The 16,338-nt window shown below is 56.2% G+C and carries 15 protein-coding genes and 1 pseudogene; 8 read left to right on the plus strand and 8 right to left on the minus strand.

Going from position 1 to position 16,338, the window contains the following annotated elements; all coding sequences use genetic code 11:
* Positions 1-2: 2 nt before the first annotated feature.
* Positions 3-3,989 (minus strand): PAS domain-containing protein, encoded by a 3,987-nt coding sequence (locus ACP4CD_RS22880; protein ID WP_426992782.1) that lies wholly within the window; start codon positions 3,987-3,989, stop codon positions 3-5.
* 86 nt (positions 3,990-4,075) lie between these two features.
* A complete protein-coding gene (epmB, locus tag ACP4CD_RS22885; protein ID WP_426992783.1) occupies positions 4,076-5,062 on the minus strand; it encodes an EF-P beta-lysylation protein EpmB in 987 nt (328 codons plus the stop codon).
* Positions 5,063-5,135: 73 nt separating this feature from the next.
* Here epmB and efp point away from each other — a divergent pair, with 73 nt between their 5' ends.
* On the plus strand, positions 5,136-5,705 hold the full coding sequence (gene efp, locus ACP4CD_RS22890) for an elongation factor P (RefSeq protein ID WP_064031574.1): 570 nt from the start codon (positions 5,136-5,138) through the stop codon (positions 5,703-5,705).
* Positions 5,705-6,685: an EF-P lysine aminoacylase EpmA gene (epmA, locus tag ACP4CD_RS22895; protein ID WP_426992786.1), complete on the plus strand. Its 981-nt coding sequence runs from the start codon at positions 5,705-5,707 to the stop codon at positions 6,683-6,685. Before efp ends, epmA begins: the two co-directional genes overlap by 1 nt.
* A gap of 100 nt (positions 6,686-6,785) precedes the next feature.
* On the opposite strand, the gene ACP4CD_RS22900 is transcribed toward epmA, so the two are convergent.
* From ACP4CD_RS22900 to ACP4CD_RS22910, 3 genes are all read right to left on the minus strand, one after another.
* Positions 6,786-7,058: a hypothetical protein gene (locus tag ACP4CD_RS22900; protein ID WP_064031556.1), complete on the minus strand. Its 273-nt coding sequence runs from the start codon at positions 7,056-7,058 to the stop codon at positions 6,786-6,788.
* A 238-nt stretch (positions 7,059-7,296) separates the two neighbouring features.
* Complete coding sequence (gene aspS, locus ACP4CD_RS22905) at positions 7,297-9,090, minus strand: aspartate--tRNA ligase (protein WP_426992788.1); 1,794 nt, start codon at positions 9,088-9,090, stop codon at positions 7,297-7,299.
* Positions 9,091-9,197: 107 nt separating this feature from the next.
* Positions 9,198-9,467: an FmdB family zinc ribbon protein gene (locus ACP4CD_RS22910; RefSeq protein ID WP_064031554.1), complete on the minus strand. Its 270-nt coding sequence runs from the start codon at positions 9,465-9,467 to the stop codon at positions 9,198-9,200.
* 109 nt (positions 9,468-9,576) lie between these two features.
* On the opposite strand from ACP4CD_RS22910, the pseudogene pyrC reads away from it, so the two are divergent.
* From pyrC to hemJ, 6 genes and pseudogenes are all read left to right on the plus strand, one after another.
* Positions 9,577-10,610 (plus strand): annotated as a pseudogene (gene pyrC / locus ACP4CD_RS22915) (dihydroorotase).
* Positions 10,611-10,912: 302 nt separating this feature from the next.
* Entirely contained in the window at positions 10,913-12,379 is a 1,467-nt protein-coding gene (locus ACP4CD_RS22920) for an ArnT family glycosyltransferase (protein WP_426994725.1), read from the plus strand.
* A 63-nt stretch (positions 12,380-12,442) separates the two neighbouring features.
* Complete coding sequence (locus ACP4CD_RS22925) at positions 12,443-13,168, plus strand: glycosyltransferase family 2 protein (RefSeq protein WP_426992790.1); 726 nt, start codon at positions 12,443-12,445, stop codon at positions 13,166-13,168.
* Positions 13,161-13,448, plus strand: coding sequence for a lipid-A-disaccharide synthase N-terminal domain-containing protein (locus tag ACP4CD_RS22930; RefSeq protein ID WP_426992792.1), 288 nt, complete (start codon positions 13,161-13,163; stop codon positions 13,446-13,448). The genes ACP4CD_RS22925 and ACP4CD_RS22930 overlap by 8 nt, the downstream gene beginning before the upstream one ends.
* 87 nt (positions 13,449-13,535) lie before the next feature.
* Positions 13,536-14,108, plus strand: a complete 573-nt coding sequence (locus ACP4CD_RS22935; protein WP_426992793.1) for a DUF4124 domain-containing protein — start codon at positions 13,536-13,538, stop codon at positions 14,106-14,108.
* Between the two features lie 74 nt (positions 14,109-14,182).
* Positions 14,183-14,608, plus strand: coding sequence for a protoporphyrinogen oxidase HemJ (hemJ, locus tag ACP4CD_RS22940; RefSeq protein WP_426992794.1), 426 nt, complete (start codon positions 14,183-14,185; stop codon positions 14,606-14,608).
* A 2-nt stretch (positions 14,609-14,610) separates the two neighbouring features.
* Here the strand turns inward: hemJ and ACP4CD_RS22945 are convergent, their stop codons facing one another.
* The 3 genes from ACP4CD_RS22945 to ACP4CD_RS22955 are packed head-to-tail and all read right to left on the minus strand — an operon-like array spanning position 14,611 to position 16,291.
* Positions 14,611-15,081, minus strand: coding sequence for a hypothetical protein (locus ACP4CD_RS22945; protein WP_426992796.1), 471 nt, complete (start codon positions 15,079-15,081; stop codon positions 14,611-14,613).
* Positions 14,985-15,293 (minus strand): nucleotidyltransferase family protein, encoded by a 309-nt coding sequence (locus ACP4CD_RS22950; protein WP_426992798.1) that lies wholly within the window; start codon positions 15,291-15,293, stop codon positions 14,985-14,987. Before ACP4CD_RS22950 ends, ACP4CD_RS22945 begins: the two co-directional genes overlap by 97 nt.
* Positions 15,290-16,291 (minus strand): aminoglycoside phosphotransferase family protein, encoded by a 1,002-nt coding sequence (locus ACP4CD_RS22955; RefSeq protein WP_426992799.1) that lies wholly within the window; start codon positions 16,289-16,291, stop codon positions 15,290-15,292. The genes ACP4CD_RS22950 and ACP4CD_RS22955 overlap by 4 nt, the downstream gene beginning before the upstream one ends.
* Positions 16,292-16,338 lie beyond the last annotated feature (47 nt).

Consider the following 16,338-nt stretch of genomic DNA (forward strand, 5'->3'; position numbering starts at 1 on the left):
ACTTAAATCCCGTGATCGAGAAGATGGTTTATCGCCTGCGCCGCGTCGATGAATTGGTAATTGGCGATTTGTTTTTTAATGGGCAATAGCGCGGAGATTAGGTTTCTATCGTCAATGTGCGCCAAAATATGGTCCAGTTGTTGATCGGCGTCCGAATCGAACACTTGAAGCTTATTGATCAGGATTGCCAGTTGTTGACGAGTTTCCAGCGACGACAACGGCAAAGGCGCTATTTCCATTGACGTTTCCTGGGGGAGCGTGATTTTGATGCTGTTGACGAGCTTGGCCATTTCCAGCGTAATCGTCGCGATATTGCTGTCGATATTCGGCACGTGTGCAATATCGAGCTTGTGATCTTTCAACGATTCCTCCAAACGAACCAATTGGCTTTGTAATTGTAGGGCGCCCAGGGATCCGACCAAGCCTTTCAGGGTGTGAACCAGTTGGTAGGCCTTGTCGTAATCGTTGGAGGAGAAGGCATGGGCGATTTCCAGCATCGTATCGGCATGGTTCTCGGCGAATTTTTGCAGAACTTTTCTGTATACGGCGTGGTTGCCGGCCGTATGTAATAGGCCGGTTGCACTGTCTATGCCGTAAAGATAGGGAATTAAGGCCTCCGCGGAAGCGGTGGGACTCTCGGCCGACTCGTCGTGGCGCGGCGGAATCCACTTTACTAACATCGCATACAGGGTTTCGGGCAAGATCGGTTTGCTAATGAAATCGTCCATATCCGCTTGCAGGCATTTGTTGCGGTCGTCGCTCATTGCATTAGCGGTCATCGCGATGACCGGCAGTGTTTGGCAGCCGGACAGCTTGCGCAGCTGACGGGTGGTTTCGTAGCCGTCCAATACCGGCATTTGAATATCCATCAATACGCAGTCGTAGCTTTGCCCACCTAGTTTGGCGAGAGCAATTTCGCCGTGTTCGGCGATATCGACGCACAAATGGGCTTGTTCTAGTAATTCGATCGCGACGATGCGGTTGACCTCGTTGTCCTCGACTAACAAGATGCGCGCGCCGCGAATGTATTGAAGCTTGCTGGTATCGACCGGGTTTTGCTGTTGGTGCTGGGCCAAACGTATCGATGCAAGATTAGTGACACCCAGGTTCACGGTGAACGTAAAAGTCGAGCCTAGGTTTTCCTGGCTGCTGACGCTGATCGATCCGCCCATCTGTTCGACCAGTTGTTTGGAAATGATCAGGCCCAGTCCGGTGCCGCCGTAGTGGCGCGTGACGCTGCTATCTCCTTGGCTGAAGGCTTGAAACAATTTGGACTGTAGCTCCTGGCTCATTCCTATACCGGTGTCGACGATGCTGAATTGCAGGCAGACGTGTTGGGTGCTACGGCTGATTTCGGTCAGCGTGACTCGCACTTCGCCGAAATCGGTAAATTTGATGGCATTACCGATCAAATTGATGAAAATTTGCCTGAGCCGTTGCGGATCGCCGATGACCGCGTAACTGGCGCCCTGAAGGTTGGGGCGGATCAAGTCGACCCCTTTGCGCGCGCTCAGCTCGGACATCGTCGAAAACACTTGGTCCAACATCTCTTCCAATAAAAACGGCAGCGATTCCAAATGCATCTTCCCGGCTTCCATTTTGGAAAAATCCAAAATGTCATCGATGATCGTCATAAGAGAGCGCGCCGCGGTTTCCACGCGTTCCAGGTAATCGCGTTGCTTGGCGGTCACGGCGCTGTTCAGGCAAAGTTCGACCAAGCCGATGATAGCGTTCATCGGGGTGCGGATTTCGTGGCTCATGTTGGCCAGAAACTCTGATTTGACCTTGGTAGCTTGTTCCGCCTGATGTTTGGCCTCGAGCAGGCGCTGCTCGGTTTGAAGTCGATCGGTGATGTCCTGCATCGTACCCTGTATCGCAATACAGCGGCCATCTGGCGCGAGTATCGGCTTCCCTCGTTGGTGAACATGGCGAATTTGACCGTCACCAAGCACGATGCGGTGGCGAAAATCGATGCCGTTCTCGGCTTCGGGGTGCTCCATTGCCGTCTTGAACAGATTCAGGTCGTCTGGATGTACCAGTTGCTCGCAGAGGTTGGCATAGTTGGGAATAAACCCGGTCTTGCCGGTGCCGGTGATCCGATACATTTCGTCCGACCAGCTAAAGTGTTGATCCTGCAAATGCCAGCACCAGTCGCCGATGTGGGAAAGCGCTTGCGCGTCCATGAGGCGCTGTTTTTGATCCTTGAGCGCGGCAATTGCCCGGCTACGCTCCAATTCCGCGCTGATTTGTACCGCGAATAGCGTCAATATGTCGCTTGCCGGATTTACGTCCGGAATGGGACGACAATAGGCGACCGCTACGAATCCGAAGCCGTGTTGCTGGTTGTCGAGCAACGGGATCGCTAGATAACCGACGATCCCTCGATCGCGTAACCACTCGGACTTGGGAAAACGGTCCGCGACCGCCTGCGTGTAACAGCACGGGGTGCCGTTTTGAAGGTCTGGGCTTGGAAAATCCCGCGGGTCCAATTCGAGGTTTTCGACGATTTGACCCTTAGCGCACAGCGATAGGCTGCGGGCACGGCCGAGTTCCCACTGCTCCGCGATCAGTGCGTAATCGGCGCCCAGGGTTTCCAGCGCCAGTAGGGCTAGGTTATCCAGCATCGAGCCGCCGGCATGCTGCGCGGAGCTGGTGATGATGTTCCGAATCGCGCTGCTTTGCTGGCGTTGCTGGGTGACGTCGGTCACTAAGCCCTGGTAGTCGACGACGCGTCCGAATTCGTCGCGGGTCAGAACTTTGCGATCTTGCACCCATTTGACGCCGCCGTTCTTGGCGATGATCCGGTAGGGTTGATGGACCACTTCCCGGCAATTGGCATCGTTGCCGCAGCTGCTAATTTCCCGAATGTAACCGTCCAAATCGTCTGGGTGAATCAAGTTCATGTAGAAAATGTCACCGGTTGCCAATTGTTCGGCACTATAGCCGAACAATTGGCGAGCGTTTTCGGTGGCGAATTCGATAGGCATGCCTTCGGCATTATTCCATTTCATCACCACCGCCGCACTGTGACTGATGATTTGGTAGGCCGCTTGCAGGCTGCTTTCCGATTGCTTGCGGGCGCTGATGTTTTGGTGAGTGCCGCACAATCGGGTCGGTTTGCCGGTTGCCGGATCGCGAGCGACCACCGCCCCGGCGCCTTGAATCCAAACCCAGTGTCCTTGCCGGTGTTGCATCCGGAATTCGATTACGTAGGGTTCGCCAGATTCGATATGTTGGGAAATGATGCGATGAACGCGTTCGCGATCGTCGGGATGGAGCCGATTTGCCCAGTCGGAGATGTAATGGTCGAGGTCGGCGGCGCGCAGGCCCAGCATGTCCAGCCAGCGTTGGTTCACCGAATGCTTGCCGGTCAGGTAGTCCCAATCCCAATAACCGAGTTCGGCACCGTCAATCACAAGGGCTAATTGCTCCTCGACCTGTTTGCGAGAGCTAATGTCGGTCTGGATTTGCAACAATCGAGGATACGCCGGTCGTGGCAGTCGAGTTAGCGAAATTTCTTGCCAATGGCCGTTGGCGTATCTGAAATCGGTAGCGGGCATTTCCTGGCCAGCCCGGATGTGCTGGCAGATGGGACAGGCGTTTTCGCTGAACTGGGCGGGATGAAACAGTTCGTGCACCGGTAGGTCAATCAGTTCTTCGACTGGCAAGTTGACCGTAGTGGCAGCGGTTTTGTTGACCGAACGGATAATGCAGTGGGTATCGACAACAATCAAAGTTTGGCTTGACGCATCCTGAATGTCGTAACCGGTGGAGATTCCGCGACGTCGGTCGTCTTTCAGCATCAAGATCAATAGCAGCAGAATCGCCAAGCCGGGTAGCGCGACATCGGTGCCGAATACGGGTAGTTCGTGCGGTGTCCGCAGGTGGTGAAGAAACGTCAATGCGATATTGCCTAGCAACAGCAGGCAGACTACTATCAGCGCTAACCTGGAAATCGGATTGGCATTGTTGGCGGACGGCTCTTGCATATCGGTGCGGATGAGGCGGATATTGATCGCTGACGAGACTCGAATTCGCGTAATTCGCCGAAATGGTTGTCAGCGGATCGCGCTTGTCAAAGAATCGAGGTCTTATTGGGTTCGCCGGCGCATTCCTTAACCAGTTTCGGAACCAGATAACCCGGCAGGGTTCGCTGCATTCGTTGTAGCAACTGTTTGGCCGTGTCTTCGGCCACTTCAAAATGACCAACGCCGGCGGCTTTATCCAGCAGATGTAAATAATAGGGCAAAATGCCGAAGCCAAATAGTTTTTCACTTAAATTGCAGAGCGCATCGACATTATCGTTTATACCGGCGAGCAGTACGCTTTGATTTAGCAGTGTTATGCCGCGCCGTCGCCAGCGGTTTAAAATCGCTCCAACGTCGGAACTCAGCTCATTGGCGTGGTTGGCATGCACCACCAAAACGATAGAAACGGGCAGTCCGCTTAAATAGTCCAATAATGTATCGGTCATGCGTTCCGGCAGTACGATCGGGATACGGCTATGAATTCTAAGTCGGCGGATATGACCGATACCGGCTAACGCAGTCAGCAAATTGAAAAGTTTGTCGTCGCTCAATAACAGCGGATCGCCGCCGCTCAAAATAACTTCGTGTATATCGGGGCGTTCAGCGATATAGTCCAGCGCCAGAGCCAATTTGCTCCGCGACAACTGCTGTTCGGCGTAAGGAAAGTTTCTCCTGAAGCAATAGCGGCAATGTACCGCGCAACCGCCCGTGGCGACCAATAACACCCTGCCGGCGTATTTGTGGATGACGCCGGGAGCGGCGATCGCGTGCAAGTCGCCGACCGGATCGCGGCTATAACCAGGATATGCGTGCAATTCGGCGCCAAGCGGAAGAACTTGACGCAACAGCGGATCGTTGGGATTGCCCGGTTCCATGCGGGCGGCGAATCCGCGCGGTACTTTGAGTGGGAAGGCTGGGTAGTCGCGAAGTATCGGAAGTTCGTCCGGAGTCAATTCCAGGTATGTCAACAAGGCATCGACGCTGTCGAAAGCATCGGCCAGCGACCGTTGCCAACGGGCGGTTTTGGGTGTCAATTTAGCTCCGGTTTCCGATTGAAATTCCAATCCATTATAATCGGCGGACTATTGTTTGTTTCACGAGGAAAAAATGGCGATTTACAGCACCAACGAATTCAGGGGCGGATTGAAGATCATGCTCGACAACGACCCTTGTTCGATTATCGAAAACGAATTTGTTAAACCGGGTAAGGGGCAGGCGTTTAACAGGGTTAAGATCAGAAACCTGAAAACCGGCCGCGTCATCGAGCGTACCTTCAAGTCCGGCGATACCGTGGAGAGTGCCGACGTCGTCGATAAAGACATGCAATATCTTTATAGCGATGGCGAATTCTGGCATTTCATGGTGCCGGATACCTTCGAGCAATACCAAGCCGACAAGAACGCCGTTAGTGAAGCGTTGAAATGGCTGAAAGAGCAGGATATGTGCATCCTGACCTTGTGGAATGACGCGCCGCTGTCGGTGACGCCGCCCAACTTCGTCGAGCTTGCGATTACCGAAACCGACCCGGGTTTGAAAGGCGACACCTCGGGTGGCGGCGGCAAACCCGCGACGCTTGAAACCGGTGCGGTGGTAAGGGTACCTCTGTTCGTACAAATCGGCGAGGTGATACGCGTCGACACCCGCACCGGCGAATACGTTTCCCGCGTCAAGGAATAGTGTCGAACATCTGGCGGCCGACATGCTCTCTCGAACAGTTGCGCGCGAGGGCGGCGATGTTGGCCGATATACGCCGGTTTTTCGCGGATCGGCAAGTGCTGGAAGTGGAAACGCCGCTGCTATGCGGGGCAACCGGCACCGATCCGCAACTGCATTTCTTTCGTAGCCAATTCGATTTCCCTCCACAATCGCGCGATCTGTTTTTGCAAACGTCGCCGGAATTTGCGATGAAGCGCTTGCTGGCGGCCGGAAGCGGCTGCATCTATCAAATTTGCAAAGCGTTTCGGAATGGTGAGGCCGGGCGTTATCACAATCCCGAATTCACGATATTGGAGTGGTATCGGGTCGGTTTCGATATGAAACAACTGATGGCCGAGGTTGGCGAACTCTTGTTGTCGCTGTTTTCAGCCGCGCGCCCCGATTTGGCCATCGAGTGCTCGAGCTACCGAGAGGTGTTTGTTGCTCGGACCGGTTTGGATCCCCTGGTTTTCGACCTGTCCGGCTACCGTGCTTTCGCGGCGGCTCACGGAGCTTGCGAGGCCGGCGAGTTGTGCGGCGACGATCATTCGTTGTGGTTGGATTTTATATTCAGTCTCTATGTTCAGCCGGCGTTGATTGGCGACCGAGTGCATCTAATCCACGGCTATCCGGCGATTCAGTCTTCGTTGGCTAGGATCGATGCGGACGACGCGAGGCTTAGCCAGCGCTTCGAAGTGTTTGTCGATGGCGTCGAACTCGGTAACGGATTTTACGAGCTGACCGATGCCGACGAGCAGGAGCGGCGTTTCGATCGGGAGATCGCATATCGTTCAAGCCAGGAGTTGCCGGTCGTTAACAAGGACCAGCGGTTTTTGGCAGCGCTTCGAGAGGGGGTGCCGGATTGTAGCGGGGTCGCTTTGGGTTTGGATCGGTTGTTGATGTTATTGACGGACTGCAAAGCCATCGACCAAGTTCTTGCGTTTCCAGTGGCGCATGCTTGAAAACCGTGTTGTCTCGATCATTAAAATGTCCCCCTCTCCGGAAGGGGAGCACGTCGTAACTCGGTGTTCTCGGTCGGTTCGAAATCACCGTTCAGGGAACTTATGTCGGCCAGCTGAATTTTCTACCCACGCGGGCGTCTTCATAGGCGTCCAGCGCTTGCCTGACATCGTCGACAAAGAAATTTTTCAAGCCACGCCCCAGCCTTTGTGCAAGCATCGGCAAGGCTTGTTCTTTATCAATGTAATTTGACGGTTCTCGGCCCTTGCGGTAATTGAACAGCGCGTTTCTAACCGCTTCGCACAAATAGCATTCCGTGCCTTCCGGCAAGGTTTCGTTTAAATCGCGGATCAGACGAGGTGTGATTTTATTCATGGCAAGCCTCTCGGAGATGAGTGTTTGACAGCAATCCTTGAACGGCGGAGGACTCGCTCCCGAGTCCTGTTATCGAAGATAACGTCTTCAGGGTGCAACATCGCCGAAACGATGTCAATGGGCTTTTTAGAAGATTGCGGCGAAAAAGCTGGGCAAAATTTGCCGAATTTAATTCGGCAAATTTTGTGGTCGTTTTGGCGGGCCGGTACGTACGATAACCTGTCCGCCTTGGTGCGGGTCATTCCTGTGTTTTTTCGTCTTTGCCGGCTGGTTTGCGCAAACGGATGCCCAATTCCTTGAGTTGCTCCTCGCTGACTTGAGCCGGCGCGTTGAACAGCGGGCAGGCCGCCGTTTGAGTTTTCGGGAAGGCGATGACGTCGCGGATTGAACTGGCGCCGGTCATCAGCATCACCAGACGGTCCAAGCCGAAAGCAATGCCGCCGTGCGGAGGCGCGCCGTATTTCAACGCATCCAGCAGGAAACCGAACTTCTCGCGGGCTTCTTCGTAGCCTATGCTCAGAATATCGAACACGGTTTGTTGCATCGCCGTGCGGTTGATCCGGATCGACCCCCCGCCGACTTCGGTGCCGTTCAGGACCAAATCGTAAGCGCGGGACAATGCCTTACCTGGATCGGTTTTCAGTTCGTCGATGCCGCATTTCGGCGCGGTAAACGGATGGTGGATGGCGGCGTAGCGCTGGGCTTTGTCGTCCCAGGCGAACATTGGGAAATCGATAACCCACAGCGGTTTCCACGGGCCGGTGATCAGGTTACGGTCCAGACCCAGCTTGACGCGCAACGCGCCCATCGCTTCGTTGACGATGCCGGCCTTATCGGCGCCGAAGAAGATCAAGTCGCCGTTTTGGGCGCCGACTTTGTTCATGACATTGGCCCAGACTTCGGCTGGGGCGAATTTGACGATAGGCGATTGCAAGCCGTCGATGCCCGTCGCTAGGTCGTTAACCTTAATGTAAGCCAGGCCCTTGGCGCCGTAGATGCCGACGAACTTGGTCAGTTCGTCGATGACGCTACGGCTCAGCTCGCCGCCTTCGGGCAGTTTCATCGCCACGACACGGCCGTTCGGATCGTTGGCCGGGCCGGAAAACACCTTGAATTCAACGTTCTTCATTTCGTCGGCGATGTCGACCAGTTCAAGCGGGATACGCAGATCCGGACGGTCGGAACCGTAACGGCGCATCGCTTCCTCGTAAGTCATTACCGGGAACGGGTCGCCGAGATCGACATTGATGATGTCCTTGAACAGGCGGCGGATCATTTCTTCCATTACCGCCATGATGTCTTCCTCGTTCATGAACGAGGTTTCGATATCCAATTGGGTGAATTCGGGTTGGCGATCGGCGCGCAGGTCTTCGTCGCGGAAGCAGCGGACTACTTGGTAGTAGCGATCCATGCCCGCAATCATCAACAATTGCTTGTACAGCTGCGGCGATTGCGGCAGCGCAAAGAACGAGTTTTGATGGGTCCGGCTAGGTACGATGTAGTCGCGCGCGCCTTCCGGGGTGGCCTTGGTCAAATAAGGCGTTTCGATTTCGAAGAACTCGTGTTCGTCCAGATACTGGCGCAGGTTACGGGTGACGTCGCGGCGCACTTTCATCTTCTCCAACATCGCGGTGCGGCGCAGGTCGATGTAACGGAAGCGCAAGCGGGTTTCCTCGTTGACCTCGATGTCGCTTTCCAGCGGGAACGGCGGGGTTTCCGACTCGTTCAACACTTCGATATGCTTGCCCAAGACTTCGATCTCGCCGGTGGCCATGTTGGGGTTGTGCGTGCCGGCCGGCCGGTCGCGAACAACGCCTTCGATGCGCAGCACATATTCGCTACGCACCTGTTCGGCGGTCGCGAAACTTTCCGCCGCGTCGGGATCGAACACCACTTGCACCAGACCGGCGCGGTCGCGCAGATCAATGAAAATGACCCCGCCGTGGTCGCGGCGGCGATGGACCCAGCCGCACAGCGCGACGGTCTGGCCTAGATGTTGGGTGTTCAATTCTCCACATTTGTGGCTACGCATAATGGTTCTCGAGTTGATCGGAAAAGGAATATTTCAAAAAATAAGGACGGAAAGCGCCAGGCGCGGACCGGCGTCCGGCGCGTTCTTTCTAGCGACGTTGGACAGGGTTAATGACAGGCGCAACTGCCGCCGCAGCCGCCGGAGCTGCTACTGCTGGAGGAGTTGCCACTTTCGCCGGCGACGTTTTTCTTGTTGCCGCTTTTGAAGTCGGTTTCGTACCAGCCGCCACCTTTCAGGCGAAAGCCGGCCGCGGAGATTTTCTTTTTCAACTCGGCTTCGTTACAGGCCGGGCAGATCACCAAAGGCTCCGCACCCAGTTTCTGCAGGGCTTCATGTTCGTGACCGCAAGCATTGCATTGGTATTCGTAGATAGGCATGAGCTACTCCCAAAAAATCGAAATCAAGTTGTCTATAGGGCCGACTCTTGAAGTTTTCAAGGTCGGCAGTGATAGAATTGCCGCCATTTTAATCGAAATCCCGCTGGAAATGGACAAATTGACGATTACCCGGCCCGACGACTGGCATCTGCATCTACGTAGCGGTGCGATGTTGCGGACCGTCGTCGGACACACCGCGCGGCAATTCGCCCGCGCGATCGTGATGCCGAATCTGAAGCCGCCGGTGGTTACTGTCGAGCAGGCGCTGCGCTATCGTGACGAAATTTTGCAGGCTCTGCCGGCCGGCGCCGACTTTCAGCCGCTGATGACCTTGTATCTGACCGGTAATACGCCGATCGCCGAAGTCGAGAAAGTGGCGAAGAGCGAGCACGTCCAGGCTTTCAAATTGTATCCGGCCGGGGCGACCACCAATTCCGACGCCGGTGTCGCGAATATCGAGGCCGCCTATCCATTATTCGAGGCGATGGAACGGCTCGCGGTGCCTTTGTTGGTTCACGGCGAAGTCACCGCCGCCGAATACGATATTTTCGATCGCGAGAAGATTTTCCTCGATACCCAGTTGAGCGGGATTGTGCGCCGCTTTCCGTCCTTGCGGATTGTTGTCGAACATTTGACGACTCGCGAAGCCGTTCAGTTCGTCGGTGAAGCGCCGGCCCATGTAGGCGCGACGATTACCCCGCAGCATTTGCTGTACAACCGTAACGCAATTTTGGCCGGCGGCATTCGTCCGCATTTTTACTGTTTGCCGGTTTTAAAGCGGGAGCATCATCGGCAGGCCTTGCTGGAAGCGGCCGGCTCGGGAAATCCCAAGTTTTTCTGGGCACCGATAGCGCGCCGCATCCGACCGCCGCCAAGGAAAGTCCATGCGGTTGCGCGGGTTGTTACAGCGCCCATGCGGCTTTGGAGCTTTATGCCGAGGCGTTCGAGCAAATCGGGGCACTGGATAAACTGGAAGGTTTTGCCAGCCAATTCGGCGCCGATTTCTACGGTTTGCCGCGTAACGTCGGTACTATCACGCTGGAGAAGCGGACTTGGGCGCTGCCTGAACGCTACGGCGAAGCCGAGCACACATTGACGCCGTTGCGGGCCGGTGAAACCTTGAATTGGCGCGTCGCGGATTGACTGATGCGTGGTTCAAATCCACCGGGATGGTGGGGGATTTGAACCGGAGCGTTTCAAGGTATCGGCTCGGTTTGACCGGCGGTTTCCGGTGTCGGACTCGGCGGCACAATATTCGCTTCCCTGCCGATTTCCACTCGCCGGTTCGTGTTCTCCAAGTGCCGGCATTTTCAAACTCATTCCAATCACATGACTGATCGACATTTGTTTTTCGCTCGCTGGGGCGTGTATCCGCTCTGGCTAGTGCTGACCGTTACGGTTTTTTTCGCGCGCCGATTCCGATAGACGAAACCCGCTATTTGAGCGTGGCTTGGGAAATGTGGTTGCGCGGCGATTTTCTGGTGCCGCATCTGAACGGTGCAAGCTACAGCCATAAGCCGCCGCTGTTGTTTTGGCTGATGCAGGCCGGCTGGGCGGTGTTTGGCGTTAACGATTGGTGGCCGCGTTTGGTCGGACCGTTGGCGGCGTTGGCGAACTTGGTGCTGCTGCGGAGGCTGGCGCAAGCGTTGTGGCCGGAGCGGCGCGGGGTCGCTGGTTTAGCCCCTTGGATTTTGATCTCGACCTTGTTGTGGACCTTGTTCGCCAGTTCGACGATGTTCGACGTATTGTTGACCGACTGCGTGCTACTGGTTCTACTGGGGGTGTTGGCGGCGGCGCGCGGTGGCGGTTGGCAAGCCTGGGGCTTGGCTGGCTTGGGTTTGGGTTTGGGCATTCTCGCCAAGGGACCGGTGGTGTTGCTCCATGTTTTGCCCACCGCTGTGGCCGTGGGTTTTTGGGCCGACCGGCGCCGGCCGACCTATTCGAACTGGTCGCTAGGGGTGATCGGCGCGGTATTGGTCGGCGCGGCGCTGGCATTGAGTTGGGCGATTCCAGCCGCTCAGGCCGGCGGCGAAGAGTACGGCCGGGCGATACTTTGGCATCAGACTGCCGACCGGACCGTCGGCACCAAAATTCATACTCGCTCGCCGTTCTGGTATTTGCTGTTTCTGCCGCTGTTTTTGTTTCCGTGGGGCTATGCGCCGCAGTTTTGGCGTAATTTGCGCGCGAAGCGGCTCGGTGAAGATGCCGGGGCGCGGTTTTGCCTGATTTGGTTTGGCGCGACGTTTGTCGTGTTTTCCGCCGTGCCCAGCAAGCAGATCCACTATTTGTTACCGGCCATGCCGGCGTTCGCACTGTTTGCCGCCAGAGTTTGGGACGAATCCGCTCAGGTGCGGTCGCGGTATTCGGAGATGGTGATTCCTGGGCTGCTGTTAGCGGTCGGCGCCTTTCTATTGGCGATGCCGACGATACCGGGTCTGGCGAAGTGGAGCTGGGTTCGGGCCTTGCAAGCCGACTGGGGTGCAAGCGTGTTACTGATCGCGGGCGGTTTGGGATTGTGGACTTGGCATCGCCAACGGTTGTCGCCGTTCGCGGCGGCAGCGGCCGTGGTGTTGTCCGTCGCCATCGGCTTTGTTTGCTTTTTTCGAGATAACGGCGCCGCGTACGACTTGTCGCCGACGGCTCGACAAGTCAAGAACTTCGCCGATACCGGGGTGCCGTGCGCCTATGCCGGTAACTATCAAGGTCAGTTGAATTTTTTGGGTAAGCTGACTCGGCCTCTGCCGGTCATTCCCGCCGAGCGGGCCAAGGCTTGGGCCGCCGAACATCCGGACGGTTATTTGGTTTCGTTGGAAAATCAGCCGCCCGGCGGTGAGTTTTTGGTGCAACGCCATCGGGAATATTGGCTGGTGGTACGCCGCGCCGATAGGGTCGGTGAAATCAAGGCGCTTTAAAGGACCGGCCAATCGCGGGCACGGTTTGATATAATCGATTGTTTTAGTAGAGAAAGTGGTGTTATGGAGATTTCCGTGGTGGTCCCGGTTCACAACGAAGCCGACAATGTCGGGCCGTTGATCGAAGAGATACAGCAGGCGTTGGAAGGGCGATTCGCCTTCGAAATGATTTTTGTCGATGACGGCAGCACCGACGACACCGCGTCTAGTTTGCGGGCGCTGATGGCGCGTTATCCCAGCCTGAGGGTGTTGAATCATCAACGCGGTTGCGGTCAAAGCCGCGCCGTGCACAGCGGCGTGGTTGCGGCTCGCTACGCTTGGATCGCTACGTTGGATGGCGACGGTCAGAACGATCCCGCCGACATCCCTCAGTTGGCCGCGGCTCAGCAGGCGGCTGACGACGAACAGTTGTGGATGCTGGCCGGTTTTCGGCATCGGCGCAACGATACCGGTTGGCGGCGATTTTCATCGAAGTTTGCCAACGCGGTCCGTCAGGCGATCTTACACGACGAAACGCCTGACACCGGTTGCGGTCTGAAGTTGTTCCGGCGCGACCGCTTTTTGGCCTTGCCTTATTTCGATCATATGCACCGGTTTTTGCCGGCTTTGGTGCGTATGGCCGGCGGTCGGGTGATTTCAGTCAAGGTCAATCATCGCTCGCGTAGCCACGGCACATCGAAATACGGTACCTTGGATCGCCTGGCGGCGGGTATCGTCGATTTGTTGGGCGTGGTGTGGTTAAAGCGTCGTTATAGTCGGCCAGTGGTCAGCGAGGTGGCGCGTGGATAACGATACTTTATGGCTGATTGTAGGATTTCTGGGACAGGGTCTGTTTTCCGCGCGGTTTCTGGTGCAGTGGTTGGCCAGCGAACGGCAAAAGCGTAGCGTGATACCAACCATGTTTTGGTATTTCAGTATTTTTGGTGGCGTGACCTTGCTGGTGTATTCGATCCATAAGCAGGATCCGGTCTTCATTCTCGGGCAGGGTATGGGCTTGTTGATTTATTTTCGTAATCTGTATTTTGTTTTGCGTCATCCGCGCGCCGGCGACGACGTCGGTCAGGCCTAAATTGGATCGCTTGGCAAACGGTCATTAATCGCGGTTTAAGTCGGAGGAATTATCGTCGCCGCCAAAAATTCGATTTGCGAGGTGGATATGCGGTTAGCGTGGCTGTTGTTAGGTCTGTGCGGTTTCGTTTCGGCGCAAGCCGAGGTGTTTAAATGCTCAGGTAAGTCCGGCAAAACGGTTTACCAGCAAAAGCCTTGCTCGCAAGAAGGTGGCCGGCAACTCGACATACATGCCGATCCGGCGCGGGAGGCGGAAGCCAAAGCGAAATTAGAAGCCTTGCGTGAGGAAAATCAGGTCAGAAAAGCCGCTCGGCTCGAGGCCGAAAAGCAGCAAGCCGAACAACAACGCCAGATCGAGGAAGTCGAGGCCATGAAGCGTAGCGCGCTGGCCCAGCAACAACAAGCCGATGCGCAGCGGCGCCAGGCCGAGGCCTTGGAGCGGCGCAATTCTTATATCGGCGCGCCGGTAATTTATGCGCCGGTGGCGCCGATGCCCGGTATTCCCGGATTGCCTGGGTTAGGCGGCTCTCCGGGATATTCGGGCGACCAGCAGCATCACCATGAACATGAACGGCGGCCCGGCGAGGCTCCCAATCAGCCGGTCGACGATGTCGACGCTAAGCCCTCGTCCGAGCGGCGGGGGAAAGTTGGCGGCCGTTAAGTGCCGGTCGTTTCGTTTGTGGGTTAGGCTTTGCTGCTGGACCATTCATCATCTCGCGACACAGGAACACGACTATGCTTTGGTTGAAAGCGCTACATTTGATCTTTATGGTGACCTGGTTCGCCGGTTTGTTCTATTTGCCGCGCTTATTTGTGTATCACGCGATGAGCGACGATGCGGTCAGCTATGAGCGCTTCAAGGTCATGGAACGTAAGCTGTACTTCGGTATCATGACCCCCGGCATGGTCGCAACCTTCGGTTTCGGGATCTGGATGTTGGGCGATTACGCCTGGACACTATATTCCGGTAGCGGCTGGTTGCATGCCAAGCTGGCGCTGTTGGGCCTATTGGCTATCTATCACGTTTGGTGCGGTAAGTGGTTGTTGGACTTCAAACACGACCGCAACCGCCATTCCCATGTGTACTTTCGGTGGGTCAACGAAATTCCGGTGTTGTTTTTGTTCGCGATCGTTTGGCTGGCGGTACTTAAGCCTTTTTAGGCTCACGCGGCCGATTCCGCGGCTTTGGTCAGCCGCTCCGATAAGTCGTGCAGACGCTCGGGCGTACCGATGTCCAACCAGTAGCCGTTATAACGTTCTCCGCTGATTCGGCCTGCCTGAATGGCACCGTTCAAAACCGGGCGTAATTTCAACGGTTCGATCGCAAGATTCGCGAACAGAGCGGGGCGATATACACCAATACCGCTGTAGGTCAGTTTGCCGCTGCCGACCTCGCTTAGCTGGCCGGTCGGCGTGACTGCGAAGTCGCCGGCGGGGTGGTGCGGCGGGTTGGGTATCATCACCAAATGGGCGAGATCGACATCGACCGTCCGCAATTTTTCCAGCGGAAAGTCGCAGGCGACGTCGGCATTCAAGGTCAAGAACGGAGCCTCGCCCAGCAAGGGCAGCGCCTTGGCAATGCCGCCGGCGGTTTCGAGAGCGGTGTCGCCTTCGTCGGAATAGCGTATTCGCACCCCCAGCGCTCGCCGTCGCCGCAGTAGGCGGCGATTTGCTCGCCAAGATGGGCCAAATTGATCACGATTTGGTTAAAGCCCGCCGAGGCTAGGTGCTCAATGGTATATTCAATCAACGGTTTGCCGTTGGCTCTGAGCAGGGGTTTCGGCGTGTGGTCGGTTAACGGCCGCATGCGTTCGCCGCGGCCGGCGGCCAGAATCATCGCTTTCATAGGGTTTTGGCGTAACGCGGCAGGACGTGTTGTTGCAGGAAGTGCCCCATTTTTTCCAGCTCGGGATATCGGCGACAAACCTCTTCCACGTAGTTCAAGGTGCGGGGAATGTCTTGCAAGTAGCCGGATTTGCCGTCGCGCAAGTGCAGGCGGGCGAAGATGCCGACCGCTTTCAGGTGGCGTTGCATCCCCATCAGGTCGAACCAGCGCCGGAATTGCCCGAAGTCGGCGTCGGTCAAGTTCAGCGTCAGCGCCTGTTGGTAATAGCGATCGACCCAGGTATCAACCCGCTGTTCCGGCCAGGCGATATAGCAATCGCGCAGCAGGGAAACCAGATCGTAGGTCAACGGGCCAATCACCGCGTCCTGGAAGTCAATGACACCGGGTGACGCTTGCGCCAGTAACATCAAGTTGCGAGAGTGGTAGTCGCGGTGCACGCATACCCGCGGCTGTTCGAGTGCTGAATCGATCAACAGGCTGTGCGTCACGTCGGCCAGATCGCTTGCCATCGTCAGGTTCAACAAGCCGGCTAGGAACCATTCGTGGAAAATGCCCAGTTCCCGGCGTAGCAGTGTTGCGTCGTAGGCCGGTAGATCAAGGTTGATGCCGTGAAGGCGAGTTTGCAGCGTCAGCAGGCCGTCGATCGCATCGCCGTATAGCGTGTCGGCGTTGTTCGGAGTCAGCGCGTCGAGATAGCTGGTACTGCCGAAGTCTTCCAACAGTAAAAAACCGCGCTGGCGGTTTTGGCGATAGATTTTCGGCACGTGGAGGTCCGCGCCGGCGAACAACTCGGCAACCTTGACGAAGGGTTCGGTGTTCTCCTTGTCCGGCGGAGCGTCCATGACGATTTGGCTGCCAAGGCCGTGGCTGATCCTGAAATAGCGCCGGAAACTGGCGTCGCTGGAAGCGGGGGCGATGCCGCGCACGTCCAATGCCAAGTCGTTGACTAGCCAGGCATTGAGCTCCGCGAGTCTTGAGTCTGAACTGGAAAAATACATTAGTTACTTATTGCCGAGCAACCTAAGGTAAAATGATGGGCATGCAT

Source organism: Methylomonas stagni (genome assembly GCF_050154735.1).
Taxonomy (GTDB): Bacteria; Pseudomonadota; Gammaproteobacteria; order Methylococcales; family Methylomonadaceae; genus Methylomonas; species Methylomonas koyamae_A.